The organism is Clostridium sp. C1 (genome assembly GCF_018223625.1).
Lineage (GTDB): Bacteria > Bacillota_I > Bacilli_A > Erysipelotrichales > Coprobacillaceae > Allocoprobacillus.
This window is the reverse complement of sequence record NZ_CP073631.1, coordinates 2,625,129-2,647,756: the sequence shown is the minus strand read 5'-3', so window position 1 is coordinate 2,647,756 and position 22,628 is coordinate 2,625,129. Positions and strand designations below refer to the sequence as shown.

Annotated in this window: 18 protein-coding genes; 2 read left to right on the top strand and 16 right to left on the bottom strand. The window is 32.6% G+C overall.

The window, feature by feature from the left end; translation table 11 throughout:
* Positions 1-312: 312 nt before the first annotated feature.
* The gene (locus tag KEC48_RS14125) at positions 313-663 is read right to left on the bottom strand and encodes a NusG domain II-containing protein (RefSeq protein ID WP_211963151.1); all 351 of its coding nucleotides are present in this window, start codon (positions 661-663) and stop codon (positions 313-315) included.
* Positions 664-818: 155 nt separating this feature from the next.
* Here KEC48_RS14125 and KEC48_RS14120 point away from each other — a divergent pair, with 155 nt between their 5' ends.
* Entirely contained in the window at positions 819-1,139 is a 321-nt protein-coding gene (locus KEC48_RS14120; RefSeq protein ID WP_087357636.1) for a PTS sugar transporter subunit IIB, read from the top strand.
* A 59-nt stretch (positions 1,140-1,198) separates the two neighbouring features.
* Here the strand turns inward: KEC48_RS14120 and KEC48_RS14115 are convergent, their stop codons facing one another.
* The 4 genes from KEC48_RS14115 to KEC48_RS14100 form a co-directional block, all read right to left on the bottom strand.
* Positions 1,199-2,668: a glycoside hydrolase family 1 protein gene (locus KEC48_RS14115; protein ID WP_349291038.1), complete on the bottom strand. Its 1,470-nt coding sequence runs from the start codon at positions 2,666-2,668 to the stop codon at positions 1,199-1,201.
* A 95-nt stretch (positions 2,669-2,763) separates the two neighbouring features.
* The gene (gene adhE, locus KEC48_RS14110) at positions 2,764-5,439 is read right to left on the bottom strand and encodes a bifunctional acetaldehyde-CoA/alcohol dehydrogenase (protein WP_211963142.1); all 2,676 of its coding nucleotides are present in this window, start codon (positions 5,437-5,439) and stop codon (positions 2,764-2,766) included.
* A 197-nt stretch (positions 5,440-5,636) separates the two neighbouring features.
* A complete protein-coding gene (tpiA, locus tag KEC48_RS14105) occupies positions 5,637-6,380 on the bottom strand; it encodes a triose-phosphate isomerase (protein ID WP_211963140.1) in 744 nt (247 codons plus the stop codon).
* Positions 6,381-6,396: 16 nt separating this feature from the next.
* A complete protein-coding gene (locus KEC48_RS14100; protein WP_211963139.1) occupies positions 6,397-7,581 on the bottom strand; it encodes a phosphoglycerate kinase in 1,185 nt (394 codons plus the stop codon).
* Positions 7,582-7,811: 230 nt separating this feature from the next.
* Here KEC48_RS14100 and KEC48_RS14095 point away from each other — a divergent pair, with 230 nt between their 5' ends.
* Entirely contained in the window at positions 7,812-8,105 is a 294-nt protein-coding gene (locus KEC48_RS14095) for a rhodanese-like domain-containing protein (protein ID WP_211963138.1), read from the top strand.
* 35 nt (positions 8,106-8,140) lie between these two features.
* On the opposite strand, the gene KEC48_RS14090 is transcribed toward KEC48_RS14095, so the two are convergent.
* From KEC48_RS14090 to KEC48_RS14040, 11 genes are all read right to left on the bottom strand, one after another.
* The gene (locus KEC48_RS14090; RefSeq protein WP_191340890.1) at positions 8,141-8,521 is read right to left on the bottom strand and encodes a DUF956 family protein; all 381 of its coding nucleotides are present in this window, start codon (positions 8,519-8,521) and stop codon (positions 8,141-8,143) included.
* Positions 8,522-8,588: 67 nt separating this feature from the next.
* Positions 8,589-9,506, bottom strand: a complete 918-nt coding sequence (locus KEC48_RS14085; RefSeq protein WP_129736067.1) for a PTS system mannose/fructose/sorbose family transporter subunit IID — start codon at positions 9,504-9,506, stop codon at positions 8,589-8,591.
* Between the two features lie 20 nt (positions 9,507-9,526).
* Positions 9,527-10,342 carry a PTS mannose/fructose/sorbose transporter subunit IIC gene (locus KEC48_RS14080; protein WP_211963137.1) on the bottom strand — a complete coding sequence of 272 codons (816 nt, stop codon included), beginning with the start codon at positions 10,340-10,342 and terminating at the stop codon, positions 9,527-9,529.
* Between the two features lie 18 nt (positions 10,343-10,360).
* Positions 10,361-11,350 carry a PTS sugar transporter subunit IIB gene (locus KEC48_RS14075; protein ID WP_129736073.1) on the bottom strand — a complete coding sequence of 330 codons (990 nt, stop codon included), beginning with the start codon at positions 11,348-11,350 and terminating at the stop codon, positions 10,361-10,363.
* Between the two features lie 211 nt (positions 11,351-11,561).
* The gene (locus KEC48_RS14070; RefSeq protein ID WP_211963136.1) at positions 11,562-12,392 is read right to left on the bottom strand and encodes a PRD domain-containing protein; all 831 of its coding nucleotides are present in this window, start codon (positions 12,390-12,392) and stop codon (positions 11,562-11,564) included.
* A 12-nt stretch (positions 12,393-12,404) separates the two neighbouring features.
* Positions 12,405-14,495 carry a PTS transporter subunit IIABC gene (locus KEC48_RS14065; RefSeq protein ID WP_211963135.1) on the bottom strand — a complete coding sequence of 697 codons (2,091 nt, stop codon included), beginning with the start codon at positions 14,493-14,495 and terminating at the stop codon, positions 12,405-12,407.
* A gap of 121 nt (positions 14,496-14,616) precedes the next feature.
* The gene (eno, locus tag KEC48_RS14060; RefSeq protein WP_211963134.1) at positions 14,617-15,909 is read right to left on the bottom strand and encodes a phosphopyruvate hydratase; all 1,293 of its coding nucleotides are present in this window, start codon (positions 15,907-15,909) and stop codon (positions 14,617-14,619) included.
* Positions 15,910-16,084: 175 nt separating this feature from the next.
* Entirely contained in the window at positions 16,085-17,674 is a 1,590-nt protein-coding gene (gene pckA, locus KEC48_RS14055) for a phosphoenolpyruvate carboxykinase (ATP) (protein ID WP_211963132.1), read from the bottom strand.
* 108 nt (positions 17,675-17,782) lie between these two features.
* Positions 17,783-18,676: a PEP phosphonomutase gene (locus KEC48_RS14050; protein ID WP_087357645.1), complete on the bottom strand. Its 894-nt coding sequence runs from the start codon at positions 18,674-18,676 to the stop codon at positions 17,783-17,785.
* Between the two features lie 55 nt (positions 18,677-18,731).
* Positions 18,732-20,546, bottom strand: coding sequence for an ABC transporter ATP-binding protein (locus KEC48_RS14045; protein WP_211963130.1), 1,815 nt, complete (start codon positions 20,544-20,546; stop codon positions 18,732-18,734).
* Positions 20,543-22,537, bottom strand: a complete 1,995-nt coding sequence (locus KEC48_RS14040) for an ATP-binding cassette domain-containing protein (protein WP_211963128.1) — start codon at positions 22,535-22,537, stop codon at positions 20,543-20,545. The genes KEC48_RS14045 and KEC48_RS14040 overlap by 4 nt, the downstream gene beginning before the upstream one ends.
* Positions 22,538-22,628 lie beyond the last annotated feature (91 nt).

The following is a 22,628-nucleotide window of genomic DNA, read 5'->3' as shown; positions in this document are numbered from 1 at the left end:
TATATAGACGAAATTTATAATATAGGGAGAGGGGTCGTCTATATCTGATATTATATGTCTTGTCTTAAGACATTTATATATTAACTTAGTCATATGAATTTACTGTGAATTTTATGAGAACTTTGTGTGAACTTTTATATTTACAAACAAAAAAGAACGTGGGGAAAACGTTCTTCTTTATTTATAGACGATAATTTATAGGGAGAGAGTCGTCTATATTTGATATTATATGTCTTGTCTTAAGACAATTTTATCATAACGTGATGGTATGAATTTTATGTGAACATTTGATTAATCCCTCATGAAAATAAGTTAATATGAAGATTCCAGATCCGGTTGAATCACATAAATATCATTAGGTGCACAAATAATAGAGCGTGAACTCCCTTCTTTGACCCATCCCACTTTTTCACAATCATGATTAGGGCATTCAACATTTATTGCACGATATTGATGATCTTTCACTTCCAAATGAAAAACACCATAATCACCTTCAAAAGTATAGGTTTGATTTTTAGATATATCAATTGTTTCAATCACTTCATTATGATAATAAACTTCTATTTCACCATTTTTCTCCTTTTGTGTAAGTTCATAAACAAGATACATAATGCCAATGACAATGCATAAACCTATAATAAAAATAATATCTTTCTTTTTCATACTTCTGTTCCTTTACTTTTATTTTCTTTATTATGGTAATCAAGTCTTATTCATAAGTCAACAATTTTATGAAATTCCATCTTTAATATTTCATAAAATGGTGAATGGGTGTATAATAATATTATAGAATGAAATAAATAAGGAGGAATATGAAAATGGTTAAAATTATGTTAGCATGTAGTGCTGGTATGTCAACTAGCTTACTTGTAACAAGAATGCAAAAAGCTGCTGAGGAAAGAGGTTTGGATGCGAAAATTTGGGCAATCAGTGAAACAGCTCTAACAACAGAATATGCTGCTGATCCTTGTGATGTTTTATTACTTGGTCCTCAAGTTCGTTTCCGTTTAAAATCTATCAAAGAACAAGTGAAAAACGCTATCCCTGTTGATGTTATTGATATGCGTACTTATGGTATGATGGATGGTGCTAAAGTTTTAGACCAAGCTCTTAAAATGCTGGAAGATTGGAAAAAATAAAGATACGCTAACATATGAATATGAAAAGGACATATACTGCTGATATGTCCTTTTTTTACTTAATCTAAATCTTCACCATTTGATTCAATAACTTTTTTATACCAATAAAATGAATCTTTACGACTTCTTGAAAAATCTCCAGTTCCATCATCATGTCTATTTACATAAATAAAACCATAACGTTTTGCATATTGCCCTGTTCCTGCAGAAACAAGATCAATAGGACCCCAAGTTGTATAACCAATTAATGGAACACCATCTTCAATAGCTTCTTTCATTGCAGCTATATGTGGTCTTAAATAAGCAATGCGATAATCATCATGGATAGATCCATCTTCTTCTACTTTATCAAATGCCCCTAAACCATTTTCTACAATCATTAATGGTGTATGTGGATAACGTCCATTTAATAATTTCAATGTATAACGTAATCCATCAGGATCAATCTGCCATCCCCAGTCACTGGCTTCAAGATATGGATTTTTAGCCCCTACAGTCATATTACCTTGAGTCATTTGTGCGTCTTTATCAACTGTTATACAATTTGATTGATAATAAGAGAAAGTATAGAAATCTACAGTCCCCTCTTTTAAGATTTTTTTATCTTCATCGCTAATAAATGATGTATCAATGCCATGTTCCTTAAAATAACGCCACATGTATGATGGATATTCACCACGCACTTGAACATCACCACAGAAATTATTCTTAAAATTATCTTCATCAAAAGCAGCTAAAACATCTTTTGGATTTGGTGTTAATGGATAAACAGTTGTATGAGCAATCATATTTCCAATCATAAAATTAGGATTAATCTTATGCCCTGCTTTGACAGTTAAAGCACTAGCAACAAATTCATTATGTAAAGCCTCAAACATTTTTTGATTATTAGATTTTAATTCTGTAAGTGGAATACGATGATCAGCTTGAACATCTTCTGGTTCCATCATACCTAATCCATATAAGTTACCAATACCACCTTCACCCATACAAGCAATATTAATTTCATTAAATGTCAGCCAATATTTTACCTTATCTTTATAACGTTCAAAACATGTTGTGGCATACTTTACAAACAAGTCAATGACACGACGGTCACTAAAGCCATTATATTTTGTCACAATATTCCAAGGAATTTCATAATGACATAAAGTCACTAAAGGTTCCATGCCATGTTTATGACATTCATCAAATACTTTATCATAGAATGCTAAACCTGCTTCATTAGGTTCTTCATCATCCCCATTTGGAAAAATTCTTCCCCAGTTAATAGAAAGTCTAAAGACATTCCATCCCATTTCAGCAAACATAGCGATATCCTCTTTATAGTGATGATAGAAGTCTATAGCTTCATGACTTGGATAAAATGCTGTTGGATCTGTTTTAGGTAAAAATGTTCTTGGTGTATTCACATCTCCACCCAATAACATATCTGGTACACAAAGACCCTTTCCATCTTCCAGATATGCACCTTCACACTGATTGGCAGCTACTGCGCCACCCCATAAAAAATCTTTTGGAAAACCCATTTTTATTACCTCCATTTCATATACATCTATTATACAATATTTTTTCATATTTGTAAGAAAAAAAGCATAACCATCATGGGTCATGCTTTTATTTTTTATTTTGCATCTTTAGTTGCAAATTTAGATTCATAATCATAAATTGTACGTAAGATTTCTTCCATATCTTTAACGATTGGCATTCTTGGGTTAGCTGGAGTACATTGATCTTCATAAGCATTCATAGCAATTCTATGAATTGATTCTTCCCAAGCAGCTTTGTCGATACCTTGTGATTTAACGTTAGTTGCTACACCAACTTTAACGCATAATTCTTCACAAGCATCAGCAAACATTCTGACACCTTCTTCAGGAGTCTTAGGATTTAATCCAATCAATTGAGCTAATTCCATGTATTTAACATCTGCTTTATAGTTTTCAATTTTTGGCCAGATATTTAATTTAGTTGGAACAGTACCATTGTATCTAATAACATGTGGTAATAAGATACCATTTGTACGTCCATGAGGAATGTGCCATTCTCCACCAATCTTATGAGCTAATGAGTGGTTCATTCCTAAGAATGCATTTGCAAATGCCATACCTGCAATTGTTGCAGCATTGTGCATTTTTTCTCTAGCGATTGGAGTTCCTTTATTTACTGATTCATCTAAGTAATCAAATACCATCTTAACAGCTTGTTTAGCCCATCCATCAGTAAAGTCAGAAGCTAAGATAGATACATATGCTTCAACAGCATGTGTTAATACGTCAATACCTGTATCAGCAGCAATTGCTGGTGGTAAGCTCATAACGAATTCTGGGTCTACGATAGCTACAGTTGGAGTTAAAGCGTAGTCAGTTAATGGATATTTCTTATTTGCTTTCTTATCAGTAATAACGGCAAATGGTGTAACTTCTGAACCTGTACCAGAAGTTGTTGGGATACAGATTAATCTTGCTTTTTTACCTAATTCAGGGAATTTGAAAGCACGTTTTCTAATATCCATGAATTTTTGTTTGATATCATCAAAGTTTACTTCTGGATGTTCATACATTAACCACATAACTTTTGCAGCATCCATTGAAGATCCTCCACCTAATGCGATAATAACATCAGGTTGGAATTTTCTCATTAATTCAACACCTTCGTTAACTGTATCAATACTTGGATCTGGTTCTACATCAAAGTATAATTCTAAGTCAACTTTATTACGTCTTCTTCTGATAACGTCTTCAATCTTTTCAACATATCCAAGATTGTACATACCTCTATCAGTAATAATCATGGCTTTTTCCATGTATTTCATATCTCTTAAATATCTAATTGAATTTCTTTCAAAGTAGATTTTTGGAGGAAGTTTAACCCATTGCATATTGTTGTTACGTCTCCCTATTCTCTTAATATTTAATAAGTTTACAGCACTAACGTTGTTAGAAACTGAGTTATGACCATAAGAACCACATCCTAATGTCAATGATGGAATGAACGCATTATAAACTGAACCAATTCCACCAAATGTAGATGGGGCATTTTCAATAACACGAATAGCTTTACATCTTAAACCAAATTCTACTGCAATATCATGATTTTGTGTATGAATAGCAGCAGAGTGTCCTAAACCATTGAATGCTACCATTGCAGCAGATTTATTGATACCATCTTCAGTTGAAGTTGCTTTTAATACAGCTAATACTGGAGATAATTTTTCTCTTGTTAATGGTTCATTTGGACCAACTTCTTTACATTCAGCAAGTAAGATTTGTGTATCTTCTGGCACTTTAAATCCTGCTTGTTCAGCAATCCATGTTGCAGGTTTACCAACAACAGCAGCATTAACTGTACCAACTTCATTGACTTTATCACTATATGCTTCAGCACCAAACATATATTTTTCAAGTTTTGCTTTTTCTTCACCGTTTACCCAGTATACTTTAAAACGAGAAATTTCTTCTTTAAACTCATTATAAATTTCTTGGTCAACAATTGCAGCTTGTTCAGAAGCACAAATCATACCATTATCAAATGATTTTGATAACACGATATCATTAACAGCTCTCTTTAATACACATGTTTTTTCAACGTATGCAGGTACGTTACCAGCACCAACACCTAAAGCAGGTTTACCACAAGAGTAAGCAGCTTTAACCATTGCATTACCACCAGTTGCTAAAATTGTAGCAACATTAGGATGATTCATTAATGCATTTGTTGCATACATAGATCCACGTACACCAATCCATTGAATACAATCTTCAGGAGCTCCAGCAGCAATTGCAGCATCTCTGATAACTTTTGCAGCTTGAACTGAACATTCATATGCAGATGGATGGAATGAGAAAATAATTGGGTTTCTTGTCTTTAATGAAATTAAAGATTTAAAAATAACTGTTGAAGTTGGATTTGTTGTTGGTACAATACCACAAATAACTCCAACTGGTTCAGCAATTTCAGTGATTCCAGTTAAAGGATCTTCATTAATAATTCCAACTGTTTTCAAGTGACGAAGATTACTTGTTACATATTCGCAGGCGAATAAGTTTTTAACAGCTTTATCTTCAAAAACACCTCTACCAGTTTCGTTGACAGCTGCTTCTGCTAAAACACCATGTTGATCTAATCCAGCAACAGAACATTTAGCAACAATGTAATCAACTGCATCTTGACTATAAGATTCAAATTTGTCTAATGCAACTAATGCTTTTTGAACTAACTCATCAATATGAGCATCAACTTGTTCATTAGTCCATTCAGCCTTTGGGGCTTCTTTTTTTACAGCTTTTTTTTCTGCCATAACATTTCCTCCGACATCATTAATATTTATACGATAAATATACTATATTCCTTGTGAAAAAACAAGCAAGAGAAGATATTTTTTAAAAATAAACCTCTTACATTTTATGTAAACCTTTTCAATTCTTGCAATGAAAAGTTAAATCAAAAACATTTTATACACAAAGAGTCAACCCACAGGTTGACTCACTTCTTTCATTAATCTAATGCAGCAATCATTGCTTTATAAGAATCTTCTTGTAAAGAAGCTCCACCAACTAATGCTCCATCAATATCTGGTTGTTCTAATAAAGCTTTTAATCCTTCTGGTTTAACTGATCCACCATATTGGATTCTTACCTTATCAGCAACTTCTTGTCCATATAATTCAGCAACAACGCTTCTAATATATGCACAAACATCTTGAGCAATTTCATTAGTTGCAGTTTTTCCAGTACCAATAGCCCATACTGGTTCATATGCAATAACAACACGACTCGCACAATTTGGACATACATCCTTAAATGCAGCTACAGTTTGTGTTTTCACAACGTCTTTTGTTGTTCCTGATTCATATTGTTCTAAAGTTTCACCAACACATACAATTGGAGTCATATCGTTTGATAAAACTTGACGCATTTTTGCATTGACTGTTTCATCAGTTTCACCAAAATATTGTCTTCTTTCAGAATGTCCTAAAATAACCCATTCCACTCCGATTTCTTTCAACATTTCAACACTGACTTCACCAGTATATGCACCACTATCTTTAAAGTGGCAGTTTTGAGCAGCAACAATTAAGTTTTGAGCTGCACCTTTAGCAGTCTGTAAAGCTAAATATGGTGTTGCAATTCCCCAATCAGCTTTATCAGTACATGCTCCATCAACTGCTTCAACAAATTCTTTTGTTTGAGCAATTGTTTTATTCATTTTCCAGTTTCCTACGATAATTGGTTTTCTCATTTTTATAATCCCCTTATTATTTATCATCAATTGCAGCAATACCAGGTAATACTTTACCTTCCATATATTCTAATGAAGCTCCTCCACCAGTTGAGATATGAGAAACTTTATCAGCATATCCAAGTTGCATAACAGCAGCAGCACTATCTCCACCACCGATAATTGTATTAGCATCTGGTAAGTTTGCTAAAGCTTCGCATACTGCGATAGTTCCTTTAGCGAATGGTTCCATTTCAAATACACCCATTGGACCATTCCATACAACAGTTTTAGCTCCTTCTAAAGCAGCTTTGATATTTTCAACTGATTTAGGTCCAATATCTAATCCCATGTATCCTTCTGGAATATCTTCACCACATACTTTAATATCACCTTCAGCAGCAAATGCATTATTGATTACTGAATCAACAGGTAAGATTAATTTATCTCCACCTTTTTCAATAATTTCTTTAGCAACATCAATACGATCATCTTCAACTAAAGAATTACCAATTTCATGTCCCATAGCTTTCATGAAAGTATAAGTCATACCTCCACCAACGATAACTTTATCAGCAATCTTTAATAAGTTTTCAATAACTAAAATCTTATCAGAAACTTTAGCTCCACCTAAAATAGCAACCATTGGTCTTTCTGGATCACTTACAGCTTTTCCAATATAAGCAATTTCTTTTTCAACTAAGAATCCAGCAGCAGATGGTAAATGAGCAGGAATTCCAGCAGTAGAAGCATGTGCTCTATGTACTGAACCGAATGCATCTTCAACGAATACATCTCCAAGTGATGCCCAATATTTACCTAATTCAGGATCATTTTTGCTTTCACCTTTTTCATAACGTGTATTTTGTACTAAAATGACTTGAGCATTATTAGCTTCTTTAACAGCATTTTCAAGTTCAGGTCCTCTTGTACAGTTTACAAATTTCACATCTACTCCTAATAATTCAGATAATCTAGGAGCTACAACAGATAAATCATTTTTAGCTTTATCTTCTTCAGTTTTTACTTTACCTAAATGTGAGAACAATACGATAGCTTTTGGTTTTTGTTCTAACAAATATTTTAAAGTAGGTAATGCGGCAACAATTCTGTTGTCATTTGTAATTTCTCCTGTTTCTTTGTTTCTAGGTACGTTGAAGTCAACACGAACTAAGACAGTTTTTCCAGTGACTTCAATATCTTTAATTGTTTTTTTGTCCATTTTTCTCAACCCTCCATGTGCAAATTATAACATTCTTATAACTGATTTTCAATTGCTTTTATAATTGTTAAAGCAATAAGAATTGTCATTTTTTGTAAAAATAGAAAAAGCTGTTTTTATATTTTACGTGAACTCAAAATAATCTTCATATAATCGTCATTTATTGACTCATTCTATAAAAACAGTTTCACCAACACATTATATTGACATATATTAATAGTGGTGATTTTATGTATGATGATATCCTTCAACATATCTATAATCCACAAACTCTCATTATTGATTTACGTGATGAATTTTCTTTTCGTCAACTTCATTTAAAAAATGCTATCAATATTCCTGGGGATGATTTAAAAAGTCAAATTCCTTATTTACCTCATGATAAACTTCTATATTTTATCTGTGATACTGGAAAAACTGCTAAACAAATAGCCAAACAATGCCAACAATTAGGTTTTCAATGTCAATATTTTCCACATAGCTTTCAATCCTTACTGATTTTAGAAAAACAACAATTCTTTTAAAAAATAAAAAAAGATGATTGACCTTTCCAAATCATCTATTTTGACTTTCTATGAAAAAGATTGCTTAATCCACGCTTAAGAACCTGAAAAAAGCTTAAAGAACGCACCATTCTTTCCCCTGGTATATATTGATTAATGGCTCTTAAAGTCGCTTTATTATCACGTGTTGAAAAAGTAAAATAACCGTTTTGTTTTGTATAGATGGCAAAACGTGGAATCCATTTCCCTTTCAATATGACAGAAGCCATCACATAATCAACTTCTTCCCATGGAATCTGGATATAATCTCTTACATTTCTTTCATTATAAAATTCAAAAGCATGATCTCCAATCATCACCTGACCATAATTAGCCATTCCTAAATAAGATGTTGCCTTAATTGTTAAATCAACTTTGGCATTTAAAGACTGTACCATTGTTTCCCTCCTACTATTTATGAAAAGCTCAGCATGAAAGCTGAGCTTTTCATCATTCTTCATTATTTTACATAATTCTAGCTAAACGTGCAAGAATACCAACAGCAAATAATGCGATGATAATAACGATAGGTGAAACTTTCTTTTTCAATAACCAGCAGCATAATAATGTTAATAATAAAGCTGCTAAACCTGGAATTAATTGGTCTAAGTTCTGTTGTAAAGTTGTTACTTTTTCAACATTTAATCCAGCTGCTCCTAAAGTTGAATATTGTTCTAATGCTGATTTAATACCTTCAGCACTTCCTGTAATTTTTGACCAGTCAATATAAGCTCCTGCTGATTGTGTAACTTTAGAGACAACAGGTGTAAATGAAATTGTCACCCAACGTTGAACTAATGCTCCAATAATAAACATACCTAAAATAGAAGCACCTTGAGTGATTTTTCCAATCAATCCACCAGATAAGTCTTGTGCAATTGAAGTTCCGACTTTATAACCAAATTCTTGAGTATACCAAATAAAAGCAATACGAATAATATTCCATGCAAAGAAGAATAATAAAGGTCCAACAATGTTACCACTTAACGCTAAAGAGGCACCTAATGCTCCTAAGATTGGTCTTAAAGTAAACCAGAACACTGGATCTCCAACCCCAGCAAGAGGTCCCATCATACCAACTTTAACCCCTTGAATAGCCTGATCATTGATATCTGCTCCATTAGCACGCTCTTCTTCTAAAGCTAATGTAACCCCCATAACTGGTGCTGAAACATATGGATGTGTGTTATAGAACTCCATATGTCTTTTTAATGCTGCAATACGATCTTCCTTTTGAGGATATAATCTTTTAATAGCTGGAATAATCGAGAAACACCAACCACCATTTTGCATACGTTCATAGTTCCATGATCCTTGAAGGAACTGATGACGCATAGCAACGGAAATTCTATCTTTTTTAGTTAATTTAATTTTTTCTGCCATTTTCTTGTCCTCCTTCAAGATTAATAATCATTTAATATATCACCTAATGGATCTCCAGAACCTCCAGTTCCTCCATTAGAAGAACCTCCATTTTCTTTTAATCCTAAGTAAATTAATGCTAATGCAACACCAATAGCTCCTAAAGCAATTAATGTTAATTCACCAATAGCTGCAAGAACGAATCCTAAAGCAAAGAATGGCCAAGTTTCTTTTGTTGACATCATGTTGATAACCATTGCATAACCAACAGCAGCAACCATTCCTCCACCAACAGTCATACCACCTGATAACCATGTAGGCATTTGATTTAAGGCATCTGTTACCACTTGTGCAGGTACGAAGCATAATGCTGCAGCAGGAATCGCAATTCTCACACCTTGTAAAAGAATAGCTAAAATATGCCATGTTTCAATTGCACGAATATTTCCTTTTTCAGCAGCACCATCCATAAAGTGAACCATAGGAATAGCAATTGTACGACAAATCATTGTTAAGAATAAACCAGCTACTGAAAGTGGTACAGCTACAGCAATTGAAGTTGAAATAGCTGTTTGAACATCAGTTGTTCCACCTTCTAAACCTAAAACCATAATAATCGCTGAAGCAACTGAAGCCAAAGCTGCATCTGGTGCAACAGCCGCCCCAACATTTGCCCATCCAAGAGCAATCATCTGTAATGAACCACCTAAAACAATTCCTTCTGTAAGGTGTCCACTGACTAATCCAATTAACGTACACGCTACTAATGGTTGATGGAACTGAAATTCATCAAGAATCCCTTCCATACCAGCAAGTAGGGCAACGATAATAATCAATACTATTGTAATAAAAGACATTATGTTTTCCTCCCTATTTTAAGATTTTGCTAATTCTGCTTTTGCTTTTTTAAGAAGATTATCTATATTTTCATTAGAATCAGATGGAACTTTACGAACATCAAAAGTAATTCCCATTGATTTTAATTTTTCAATTGTTTTGACATCATCTTCTCCCATAGCAATTGCCTTATTGACAACAACTTTTCCAAGTGAATGTGCCATAGATCCAATATTTAATTCTTTAATATCGACTCCACCTTCAATTGCACGAAGGGCATCTTGAGGTGTTTCAAATAATAACATAGCTTTTGTTGCTCCAAAACGTGGATCTTTTGCAACCTGAATCATTTTATCAATTGGAACGACATTGGCTTTGACACCTGGTGGTGCAGCCTGTTCAATCATTTTCTTACGTAAATCATCATGAGCTACTGAATCAGAAACAACAATAATACGATTTGGTTGTGTTGTTTTTGTCCAAGTTGTAGCGACTTGACCATGTAATAAACGTGTATCCACACGTGCTAAAACATATTTAATGTGTCCATCTCCTAACACTGTTCCTTCAGGAATAGCTCCTTGAGGTTGTGTTGGCTGCTGAACAGTTGCTTCTTTCTTTTCTGGTTCTAATGTTTCTGGACGAACCTTAACCCCTTCTCTTGCAACCTCTACAATGTGTTTAGCAATTTCATGTGCAGTTTGCATAGACATACGTGAAGCATAAGCTTCAATCAGCATTGGCAAATTCAAGCCAGTCACAATTGCCCATTTGTCTTCATGACCATCAAGAAGTCCATTAGATTGATTGAATGGTGTTCCGCCCCATAAATCAACCATGAATAATACTTCATCAGGATTTTCAAATGTAGCAATAGCTTCTTGAATTTTAGCCTTTAAGTCATCAGGACCTTCGCTAGGTTGTAATGTCACAGCTTTCACATCTGGCTGTTCACCAAAAATCATAGATCCTGATTGCAAAATACCATTAGCGAATTCACCATGGCTAGCAAGAATAATTCCTACCATTTTTGTTTTTCCTCCCTTTCTTTCTACTTAATAGATGCAAAAAAGGCAGACATGTCTATCTTCATTGAGAATACAATCATCCTGTTATATTCTCAATCAAAATAGTTCATGCCTGCCTAACAGTAACACACTATTAAATATTCTTTTTTCTAGTTATAGGCTACCATATTCTCAAACCCTTGTCAAGAATTTGAATATTTTTATCAAAACACTACTGAACTGTACTTGATAAAATTCTTTCTAAATGCAATGCTAAATATCCAACTTCTGTTTCTGGCATCTCTTTTTTGAGTATTTTTGATAATGAATGACACATATGTTGTGCCTGCTGATAGGCAAAAGGAAACTTGTCTTTCGTAAATTCACTAATATCCATTTGTAGTTTCTCACCTGAATTAATACGCACAATCAAGAACTTGATATGATTCATCAATCTGGCATAAGAAATAGAATGAACATCTATGACAATATTTAAATCTTTTTGTAATTGTAAGATTTGTTCGTGAATAATACGTGTTGCTTCCATGGATTCAACAACTTTATTTGTTGATACCGCAGAATGCACATGTAATGTAATAAATCCTACTTCATCATCATTAATCATTTGAGATGTATATTGAAAAATAATGTCTCTTGCTTCTTGAGCAACTTCATATTCATCAGGGAATAACAACTGAATATCGTAATGAAATGGATTGGATGGTAAAATATTCTCTTTCATACGTTTCATTGTAAAAAAGATATGGTCTGCTAGTGGTAATAAAATATTGTAATCTATTTTTGCAAATCTGGCTTCAGCTCTCTTTAAAATTTCATCTGCTATTTCTAAATATATCGGATCAATATATTCAATAATATTTTGAAAACGATCTTTTGACTGATAAGTTTTTTGCATCAGATATTTTTTAGCCTGTGGCGGTATTTCTAGACATTCACCAGCCTTTTTGCCAAAACCAATCCCCTTAAACATGACAATGATTTCTTCATGATCATGTTTGGCTAAAACAGTATTATTATTCAGCACTTTTATAATTGTATACATCCTTCTCTTCCCCTAATCGTAAATCTCTAGAACTTTTGTTCCTTGTTGCATATATCCATAAGACTTTTTCAAAGTCGTTTCTTCAGGTGATTGAGTCACAACCAGCATAATATTGGCATCAGTCGCATGAGCTTGAATATATGCTAAATCTGCCTGCCACAAAACATCTCCTGTTTTGATTTTTTGATGCAGTTCGACCATCACTTGATATCCTTCACCTTTTAAGTTAACGGTATTCGTACCAAAATGCAATAAAATTTCAATATCATCATCTCTTTTTATACCGATAGCATGCTTTGTTGGATAAATCATTGATATTTCACCATCACAAGGTGCCACAATTGTCCCATTATCTGGTTGAATCATAATGCCATCACCTAAAAGTTTATGTGAAAAAATATCATCAGCCGCCTCTTCTATTGGCAAGACTTCGCCATCAACAACATTCTTCAATTCTATCTTATTTTGAGAATAAGAAATACTCTTTTCTTCATAATCATATTTTTCAGGGACATGTGCCAGATATTCATCAAGTTTGGTCTTGATGGAAGAAGCCTTAGGTCCATAAATAATCTGAATACTATCTCCCTGTAACATCACAGCTGCCGCTCCCGCCTGTTTCAACAAAGCCTCATTGACCTTATCACGATCATAAATAGTTGCTCTTAAACGGGTAATACAACAATCCAAATCCTCAAAATTATGTCTACCACCTAATCCTTTGATGATGCGCTGGCATTGTGGATCAAGGTATGATTTATCAAAAGAATAATCATATTGAGGTTTTTTAAAGATAGTCAGTTTTTGATTTTCTTCACGTCCTGGAGTTTTTAAATCAAACTTCAAAATACAAAAACGAAAACTCAAATAATACAATAGAAAATAAATCAAACCAAAGATAATAACCAATATCCAATGCGTTTTATCATTGCCCTGTAAAACACCAAAAACAAGAAAATCAATGCTGCTGGCAGAAAAAGTAAATCCAATTGCAATCTTAAAAACATGCGCAACAACAAAGGTTGTGGCTGCTAAAAAAACATGTAATCCAAATAAGAGTGGTGCCGCAAAGACAAATGTGAATTCAATCGGTTCTGTAATTCCTGTCAAAAAACTTGTTAATGCTCCTGAAAGCAAAAGACTACCTACTACCTTTTTAGACTCAGGCTTAGCACAATGATACATAGCTAAAGCCGCTCCAGGTAGACCAAACATCATCAAAATAAACTCACCGGAAAAATACCTTGTCGCTTCACTACTAAAATGCGTTAATGTTGGATCAGATAACTGCGCAAAAAAGATATTTTGTGCACCTTCAACCAAAGTACCATTAATCATCATGGAACCGCCAATCGCCGTCTGATAAAATGGCATGTAAAAGACATGATGTAATCCAAATGGTACTAATGCTCTTTTTAAAATACCATAAATAAAAGTACCAAAATAACCTGAATCTGCAATGAATTTTCCTAAACCAAATATACCTGACTGAATAACAGGCCAGATATAAAACATCATAACACCAACAAACAAATAGACAATAGCTGCTATGATAGGTACAAATCTTTCACCTTCAAAAAATGAGAAGATATCAGGTAATTGAATATCATAAAAACGATTATGTAAATAACTAACACCCAATCCAACAATAATGCCCCCAAAGACTCCCATCTGTAAAGAAAGAATTCCACAAACATTAGCAATACTTCCAGTTAGAACATTTTGTACAATCTGATTATTTTCAATAACACCCGTTAAAGTTAACATCCCATTAATACTGGCATGCATCACAAAGAAAGCGATAATAGAAGATAAGGCTGCAACTTCTTTGGCCTTTTTCGCCATTCCCAAAGCAACGGATGCTGCAAACAGTAATGGAATATTTTCAAATAAAACATTCCCTACACCCTTTAACAATAATAAGAAAGCATGAAGAAAAGTTCCTTCACCCATGACCCATTCCAAATGCAACGAAGCAATTGTCGTAGGATTTGTCAGTGAACTTCCTACCCCTAAAAACAGACCTGCAATGGGCAATACGGCAATAGGCAACATCAAACAACGACCAATTCTTTGCAATAGACTAAAAATGCCTTTTTTCATATTTTCCCATCCTTTCTTCACTAATCTCTTTTGATATTGTAAAGAATATACAAAGAAATGTCTATAAAACTTTCAAAAAAAAGGAAAGACTTATATATCAGCCTTTCCACTTCTTTTGTTATTATTTATGATTTAATTGATAAAATGCTTCTGTAGATGCATAGCAAGATTGATTCTTTAATTCATCTTCAATTCTCATTAATTGATTGTATTTAGCAATACGATCAGTACGAGAAGCAGAACCTGTTTTAATTTGACCTGCATTTGTCGCTACTGCAATATCAGCAATTGTTGTATCTTCTGTTTCTCCAGAACGATGTGAAACAACAGCTGTATAGTTTGCTTTTTGAGCCATTTCAATAGCTTCTAATGTTTCTGTTAAAGTTCCAATTTGGTTGACTTTAATAAGGATAGAGTTAGCAACACCTCTTTCAATACCTTGTTGTAAACGTTTTGTATTTGTAACAAAGAAGTCATCACCAACTAATTGAACACGATCACCTAATTTTTCAGTTAAGTAATCCCATCCTTCCCAATCATCCTGATCTAATCCATCTTCAATAGAAATGATTGGATATTTATCACAAAGTTCAACATAGAAATCAACAAGTTCTTGAGAAGTAAATGATTTATTGTTTTCTCCTGGTAATGTATATTTTCCATCTTTATAGAATTCACTACTTGCGACATCCATAGCTAATTTCACATCAACACCAGGTTTATATCCAGCTGTTTCAATAGCTTCTAAGATTGTTTGAATTGCTTCTTCATTAGATGCTAAGTTAGGCGCAAAACCACCTTCATCACCAACAGCAGTATTTAAACCTTTTCCTTTTAAAACTTTCTTTAAAGCATGGAAAACTTCTGCTCCCATACGAATAGCTTCTTTAAATGATGGTGCATTCACTGGCATAATCATAAATTCCTGGAAATCCACATTATTATCAGCATGTGCTCCACCATTAATAATATTCATCATTGGAGTAGGTAATACATGCGCATTCGCTCCACCAATATAACGATATAATGGGACATGTAATTCATCAGCAGCACATTTTGCGACTGCTAAAGAGACTCCTAAAATCGCATTGGCACCTAAGCGTCCTTTATTTGGCGTTCCATCTAAATCAATCATCATCTGATCAATTTTTCTTTGTGCTGTCACTTCTTCACCGACAACTGCTTTCGCAATTTCATCATTGACATTTTGAACAGCATTTAATACACCTAATCCTAAATATCTGTTTGCATCCTTATCTCTTAATTCAACAGCTTCATGAACACCTGTTGATGCCCCACTAGGAACAATAGCTCTACCTAAAGAACCATTTTCACTTTGTACTTCTACTTCAACTGTTGGATTTCCACGTGAATCTAAAACTTCTCTAGCATAAACACTTATAATTTTACTCATTTTCATATCCTCCTGTTTTATCAAATTGATATTTTATATATAGTTAGCTTTGTCTAACTATATATAAAATATCATGTTTCTTACCATAAAGCAACTTTTATACATAATTATTTTCATACATAGTATGCCTTTTTCTTTTATTTTCTATACTAAAAAGTGGCAAACGAAGTTGCCACTAAAATGTATTATTCACTTTTCCACCTGGTCCTGCATGAATAATTGCTTCTGGGAAATGATGATATTGTTTAAAATTTTCTTGGAACATTTCAACCAGCTTTTGAGCAGTTAAATCATAAGCATCTTTACTTACCCATGTTGTACGTGGATTTAATAATTCCGTTGGTACTCCTGGACAGAATAAAGGTATATTCAAATTAAAGAATGGATCAACTTCGTAACTGACATAATCCAACTCACCGTTAATAGCTGCTTCAATCATAGCTCTTGTATATTTTAATGGGATACGTCGTCCTACCCCATATGATCCACCAACCCATCCAGTATTGACTAAGAAAACATTAGAACCCGCTTTTGTCATACGTTTCTGGAATTGTTTTGCATAAAGCAATGGGTCCATTGGCAAAAATGGTTCACCAAAACACGTTGAAAAAGTTGCCTGTGGTTCACTAACACCATTTTCTGTTCCTGCCAGTTTACTTGTATATCCAGATACAAAGTGATAGACCGCAGAATTCATATCCAACTTAGAAATAGGCGGTAAAACCCCAAAAGCATCAGCAGCCAAAAAGAATATTGTCTTAGGGATAGGTCCCATACCACTAGGCTCAATATTTTTAATAAAATTCAAAGGATATCCCACACGTGTATTTTCAGTAATCGAATCATCATCAAAATCAATGATTCTCGTATCTTCAAATAAACTTACATTTTCTGCTAGAGCACCAAATCTCACAGCTTCCCATATATCTGGTTCATTTTTCTTTGAAAGATTAATACATTTTGCATAACATCCCCCTTCAAAGTTAAAAACCGATGTACGTGACCAACCATGTTCATCATCACCAATAAGTTTACGATGAGGATCTGTTGATAAAGTTGTCTTTCCTGTACCAGATAAACCAAAAAACAATGCTGTATTTCCATCTTCGCCAATATTTGCTGAACAATGCATTGTAAAAACATTACGCTGAGGTAACATATAATTCATAACGCAGAAAATACTCTTTTTAATTTCTCCAGAATAACCCGTTCCAGCAATTAATACAATTTGTTTTTCATAATCAATGATAACAGCCACATCACTATTTAAACCAACCGATGCATCAATATGACAGTCAGGAGCAACTAATACCAGATAATCTTCTTGAAAATGTTGCAATTCACGTGGTGTTGGTTTAATCAATAAATTTGAAATAAAAAGATTTTGACTTGCTTTTTCATTAATAATCCTAAAACCATAAGAATATTTGGGATTAGCTCCTGCATAACCATCAAAGATATACAAATCTTTATCCTTAAAATGTTGAACAATGGCTTGATAAACTTGATCAAACTGCTCTCTAGAAACAGGCTGATTCACTTTTCCCCAAGCAATTCTATCATGGACTGCAGGTGTATCCACAACATATTTGTCTTTAGGGGAACGTCCTGTTCTTTCACCTGTATGTACACATAAACATCCAGCACGACTTAAACGCCCTTCTTTTTTTATTAATGCTTTTTCAATTAATGAACCCGCAGGAATATTTCGATAAACACTTCCCGTTGTATGAATTCCATATTTTTGAATATTATAATGATCCATATTTCACACTCTCCTTTAAAAAAGTCTTCTTTCTTTTATTTTATAAAAAAGAACCCTTCATCTCAAGAAAAGTCGTTCATCTAAGAAAAAAAGGATTCCTGAGAATCCTTATCTATTCACTGAAGATGCAATTTTATGATATGTCCAGCGTTTACCTCTAATGGCGATAGATAATGCCATAATATTTTCAGGTAAAGCAATACCACACCATCCAGCATCACCAATATGTTGAATATCAATACCACAACGTTTATTCACTAATGCGATTTCTCTAATTGTTCCTTCATCACTACCTTCTTGTGAAGTTCCAATAGAACTTAATGATAAAGCCCCTTTAGATTTAATTAATTTACAAGCATCTCTGACTTCTTCTTCTGATAAACCAGGCACTGTATAAACAGCAGGCATTAAGATAATATCAGCACCCGCATCAATAAATCTTTCAATGCTATCTAAATCAACTAAGGCTTCATCAATTCCTGAAGAATGCATTTTACCAGCAATAATCATTCCACCAAAATATTCTTTTGCAAGTTTAATCGCATTTTCAATAGAAGCATTACTTACACCTGTTCCAGGATTTCCTGTTAAGCAGATAAAATCAAATCCCAATTCTTTTGCTTTCATAAATGTTTCTTTTGTCGCATGACGACCATGAGAAATCTCTAATCTGTTTTCCATCATCTTTGCATTTTCATCAATAGGTTCCAAATTACATCCCACTGGTCTACCTACTAATTTCTTCAATAATTTCACTGGTTCATCTGTTTCAGGTAATCCATTGATATGAGGATGATCACAATCAAAAACATTTAATAATACCATATCACTACCAAAAGAAACAGCTAATTCAGCATTTGTTAAATCACCAAGTAAAGGTGGACAAGCCACAACTGTTTCTGTCATAATTGTTCTTCCTTCACTTGCTAAAATAGATTGTTTCAATTCATCTTTGTTCATTGATAACATTTCACTTGTTGTACAATTTAATAATCTTTTCATTTCCCGTATCCTCCTAAGCAACATTATATCGCTTTATTATAACGCTTTCAATAGATTAATTTCTAAAGATTTTTTCAGGATTTACATTTTTCACCATAACACAAGACAATATGACAGAACACAAAAGTGACAAACCATAAATAATACCCAAAATAACTATCATCTCTAAATAATGAATTTGAATAATCCAAGATAATATCAATACACCCACCAATGATATAAACATTTTAAAAATTTGATCCAGATTCAAAAGAACAATAAACTCATCAAACATCACACCATTAGCCTTTAATATAGTTAATTCTTTTTCACGTCTTTTCAGTGACCAGTAACACATATACATAAAAATCAAAGTAAACAAAACAATTGTAATATATTTTTCCATTGTATACATACTCAATGTTTCATTTTTTGTATTGATTAATAATACAGTATCTTGAAATTGATCATTGATATTCACATTTTCACTATGATTTACGATATAATCCTCTACTTGATACAAAGAATTAATATTTTCACAAAATATAACAGAAGCACTTTTTACTGGTTGAACCCCTGCCTGTAAAGCTAATGATTCCATATCTTCATAATTCATCAACATATAATCCAATGAACTATCATAAGCTACATTCAAACCTATTGCCATAATACCACTCACAGGTATTTCTTTATCAACCTTTATTTTATTATTAAAAGTAAAATCTGAAAAATGATACTCATTTTGATCATGAATCATTGTATAAACACTATGATAAGAAGGATAAAGATGTCTATCTTCTTGAATTGTCTGAAATACTTTCCCTGTAAGCTGATTTTCGGGATATAAAGGATAAACAGGAATTTGTTGACCATCAACTTGAACTGATAAATTATAAAATGGATAAACTTTTTTAACTCCATCATAATTTTGAATATTCTCCAGCAAATCTACAGATAATGGAGAAGCCTCATCATATGCACCTAATTTTTGTGAAACATCACTCGTTTCAATCATGATTTGAAAATCAGCTATACGTTGCATCTTTTGGTCAACACCAGCTTGTGCCTGATTCATTGATTTTTGAATCACTAATGTTCCTAAACTACCAAATATCAAAACAACCACCATCATCATATTCATAAGTTTTTCATTTTGAAAATGAATTTTTAAATAATATAAAAGAAATGGCCATCTATGATGTTTTGACTTGTGTATCAGTTGAATGGGATTATCTAGGCACTCTTTCTTTAAAACAATGCCTTGTTGATTCATCTCATAAATACAATCAGCATATTCTTCAGCCACATAACTATGACTAGCAACAATAATTGTACATTCTTCTGTATGCAATAAATCTTTTAATAATTGAAATATTTCTCTTTCATTCTTTTCATCTAAAGCACTTGTCGGTTCATCTAAAATGAGAATTTCTGGTTTTTTCAACAAAGCACAAGCAATAGCCAATCTTTGCTTTTCACCACCTGATAAAGTCATAATCTTTTGTTTCCAATGACAATAAAGATGGACCTTATGTAATAATTCTTGCATCTTCATTTCATCAAATTTTACAGAACTTAAATAACTGTAATATTTTAAACATTCCCCAACACTCATATTTTCAAGTAATCCATAATCTTGAAAAACATATCCAATAGAATATCTTCTCATACCTGCTTGTTGACGTTGATTAAGAGCTGTTAAATCTTGTTCATGATACATATAATGATACTTTTGATCCTTTGAAATCAAACCTAATTTATATAATAAAGTTGATTTTCCACTCCCACTCAATCCTTGAATAAACGTTAAATGATGTTCAGGAATCCATATACTTTGTTCTTTCACTTTCTTTGATTTATAACGAGAAGATAGATGTGTTAATTTAATCATTTTCTAATCCCCCTTAATATAAGCATAGGTATCCCTATTTCTATACATAAACTTAAAATAATACAGAATGCAAAGAATGATGGACGAACAATAAAGACTTCATTATACAATAAAGCAAAAAATACATATGCAATTATAAACATAAAAACAATAGATAAAATCATACAAATCAAACTCTCATACAAAAAATAAATTCCCAACATTTTTCTTGAACGTGAAACTGTTAATCCACGTCTTGTAAAGAAGTGAATAAAATCAACATAATCTTGTTTTTGATTATATTTGACTCCAAAGAATAACATTAAAACAACGAGCATAATTAACCCTGAAATCATAAAAATACTTTCATTTAATTGTTTAACAATTTGAACTTTCGTATAAATTTCGTCATATGTAGATGAAACTTTAAAACCTAAAGCCTCTATATCTTCCTTAGCCTCATGAAAATCATAACCATCTTCTACTACAAACTGATAATAATTATAATAAAATGGTACGGCATCTTCTGGTATTGTCTTTGATAATTCTTTTTGATATTGTTCTATAACACTAAAAGGATAAAAAACATCAACATCTAAAATACCATTAATAGAAGACATAGAAAATGAATAAGGTGTTTCTATAATCCCTTTGATTTTCATCTTAACATTTACTGTCTTATAATAAATATCATCCATATCATTATCTATCATACGGTAAACAGGGACGTTGATAGGAATTTCTACTTCTGTCTTTTCATTAACTTCTTGACACATTCTTTCTAATTCATCTTTATGAGCAACAAAATCTTCTATAAATTGACCTGTCTTTAAAAAATATAAAAAATCAGACGAGATATAAACACCTTCATCATTATTAATTTCTTTCACATCATTTATTTTATAATCATAATTCTCATTATATGATGCAACAGAAAAAGCACCGATACTTGTTTCTATTTTTGATTGGTTTTCTAAATGCCCGTTTTGATATATTCTTAGGATCATGTATTCATCATTTTCATTTAAGTTACTTTCCCAATTTTGATCAATAACAAATGGCCATATCTTTATATGTGACAGTTCTTTGACTGCGTCCAGTTCCTCACCAATAGAAGGTGGATCAGTATCCATTAGAGAATACTCATGATAAAATATACCCCCTTTATTCAAAGGATCCAACTGATCTGCATACTTTTGAATAACTGATTGACCATATAAAATAGAAAAACTACATAATCCAATCGACAAAGAAACAAAAATAATCATAGTTATTTTTAATAACTTGCGATGTTCAAACATTTTATATAAATATTGTGTATAATGTTTAGAATTTGTTAAAATAGGCGGTTTCATCTCAATCGTTTGAGGACCACTGACTATACTTTGTGTTAATTGGCAATTTTCTATCTGATAAACAACATCAGCTTCTTTTTTCAATAATGCATCATGAGTAAAAATAATAACTGTATGTCCTTGATGAGCATAATCTTTAAGCAGTTTTACAATCAATTGCGTATGATGTTTATCTAAAGATGCAGTCGGTTCATCAAAAACAAGTATTTCTGGTTGATGAATCAAAGCCAATAAAATACTCATTCTTATTTTTTCTCCCCCAGATAGTTGTTGAGGATAAAGAGAATATGTATGCTTGATTTCCAACTGCTCTGCTAGTTCATCAACATCATATCCATGAAATAATGACTGACATAATGCAATATGATCTTTCATTTTTAAATCATTAATAAATGCAGGTATCTGATTCACAATCCCCATATGCGTTTGAACAAATTTCTGTTGTTGATTCTCATTCAGATAAGCAATATTTTCATCATTATAATAATATTCATAAGTTCCAGTTCTTTGAAAAGTCAATAACTCATGCAGAGTAGATTTCCCACTTCCACTTTTTCCAACAACAACAGTCAATTCATTATCTTTAGCACAAAAATAAGCATGATTATAAACAACATGATTATTATATTTTATACATATATGTTTCATCTCTAGCATAATACCACCGATCTTTCCTTTTATCCAATATACCTTTCTTCTCATATTTACTATATTGAAAATCATTTTAAATTGAAATAAAACAATGATA

Coding starts and splice junctions, on each gene's coding strand:
- KEC48_RS14125 (WP_211963151.1), bottom strand. CDS start 663: ATGAAAAAGAAAGATATTATTTTTATTATAGGTTTATGCATTGTCATT.
- KEC48_RS14120 (WP_087357636.1), top strand. CDS start 819: ATGGTTAAAATTATGTTAGCATGTAGTGCTGGTATGTCAACTAGCTTA.
- KEC48_RS14115 (WP_349291038.1), bottom strand. CDS start 2,668: ATGGGTTTTCCAAAAGATTTTTTATGGGGTGGCGCAGTAGCTGCCAAT.
- adhE (WP_211963142.1), bottom strand. CDS start 5,439: ATGGCAGAAAAAAAAGCTGTAAAAAAAGAAGCCCCAAAGGCTGAATGG.
- tpiA (WP_211963140.1), bottom strand. CDS start 6,380: ATGAGAAAACCAATTATCGTAGGAAACTGGAAAATGAATAAAACAATT.
- KEC48_RS14100 (WP_211963139.1), bottom strand. CDS start 7,581: ATGGACAAAAAAACAATTAAAGATATTGAAGTCACTGGAAAAACTGTC.
- KEC48_RS14095 (WP_211963138.1), top strand. CDS start 7,812: ATGTATGATGATATCCTTCAACATATCTATAATCCACAAACTCTCATT.
- KEC48_RS14090 (WP_191340890.1), bottom strand. CDS start 8,521: ATGGTACAGTCTTTAAATGCCAAAGTTGATTTAACAATTAAGGCAACA.
- KEC48_RS14085 (WP_129736067.1), bottom strand. CDS start 9,506: ATGGCAGAAAAAATTAAATTAACTAAAAAAGATAGAATTTCCGTTGCT.
- KEC48_RS14080 (WP_211963137.1), bottom strand. CDS start 10,342: ATGTCTTTTATTACAATAGTATTGATTATTATCGTTGCCCTACTTGCT.
- KEC48_RS14075 (WP_129736073.1), bottom strand. CDS start 11,350: ATGGTAGGAATTATTCTTGCTAGCCATGGTGAATTCGCTAATGGTATT.
- KEC48_RS14070 (WP_211963136.1), bottom strand. CDS start 12,392: ATGTATACAATTATAAAAGTGCTGAATAATAATACTGTTTTAGCCAAA.
- KEC48_RS14065 (WP_211963135.1), bottom strand. CDS start 14,495: ATGAAAAAAGGCATTTTTAGTCTATTGCAAAGAATTGGTCGTTGTTTG.
- eno (WP_211963134.1), bottom strand. CDS start 15,909: ATGAGTAAAATTATAAGTGTTTATGCTAGAGAAGTTTTAGATTCACGT.
- pckA (WP_211963132.1), bottom strand. CDS start 17,674: ATGGATCATTATAATATTCAAAAATATGGAATTCATACAACGGGAAGT.
- KEC48_RS14050 (WP_087357645.1), bottom strand. CDS start 18,676: ATGAAAAGATTATTAAATTGTACAACAAGTGAAATGTTATCAATGAAC.
- KEC48_RS14045 (WP_211963130.1), bottom strand. CDS start 20,546: ATGATTAAATTAACACATCTATCTTCTCGTTATAAATCAAAGAAAGTG.
- KEC48_RS14040 (WP_211963128.1), bottom strand. CDS start 22,537: ATGCTAGAGATGAAACATATATGTATAAAATATAATAATCATGTTGTT.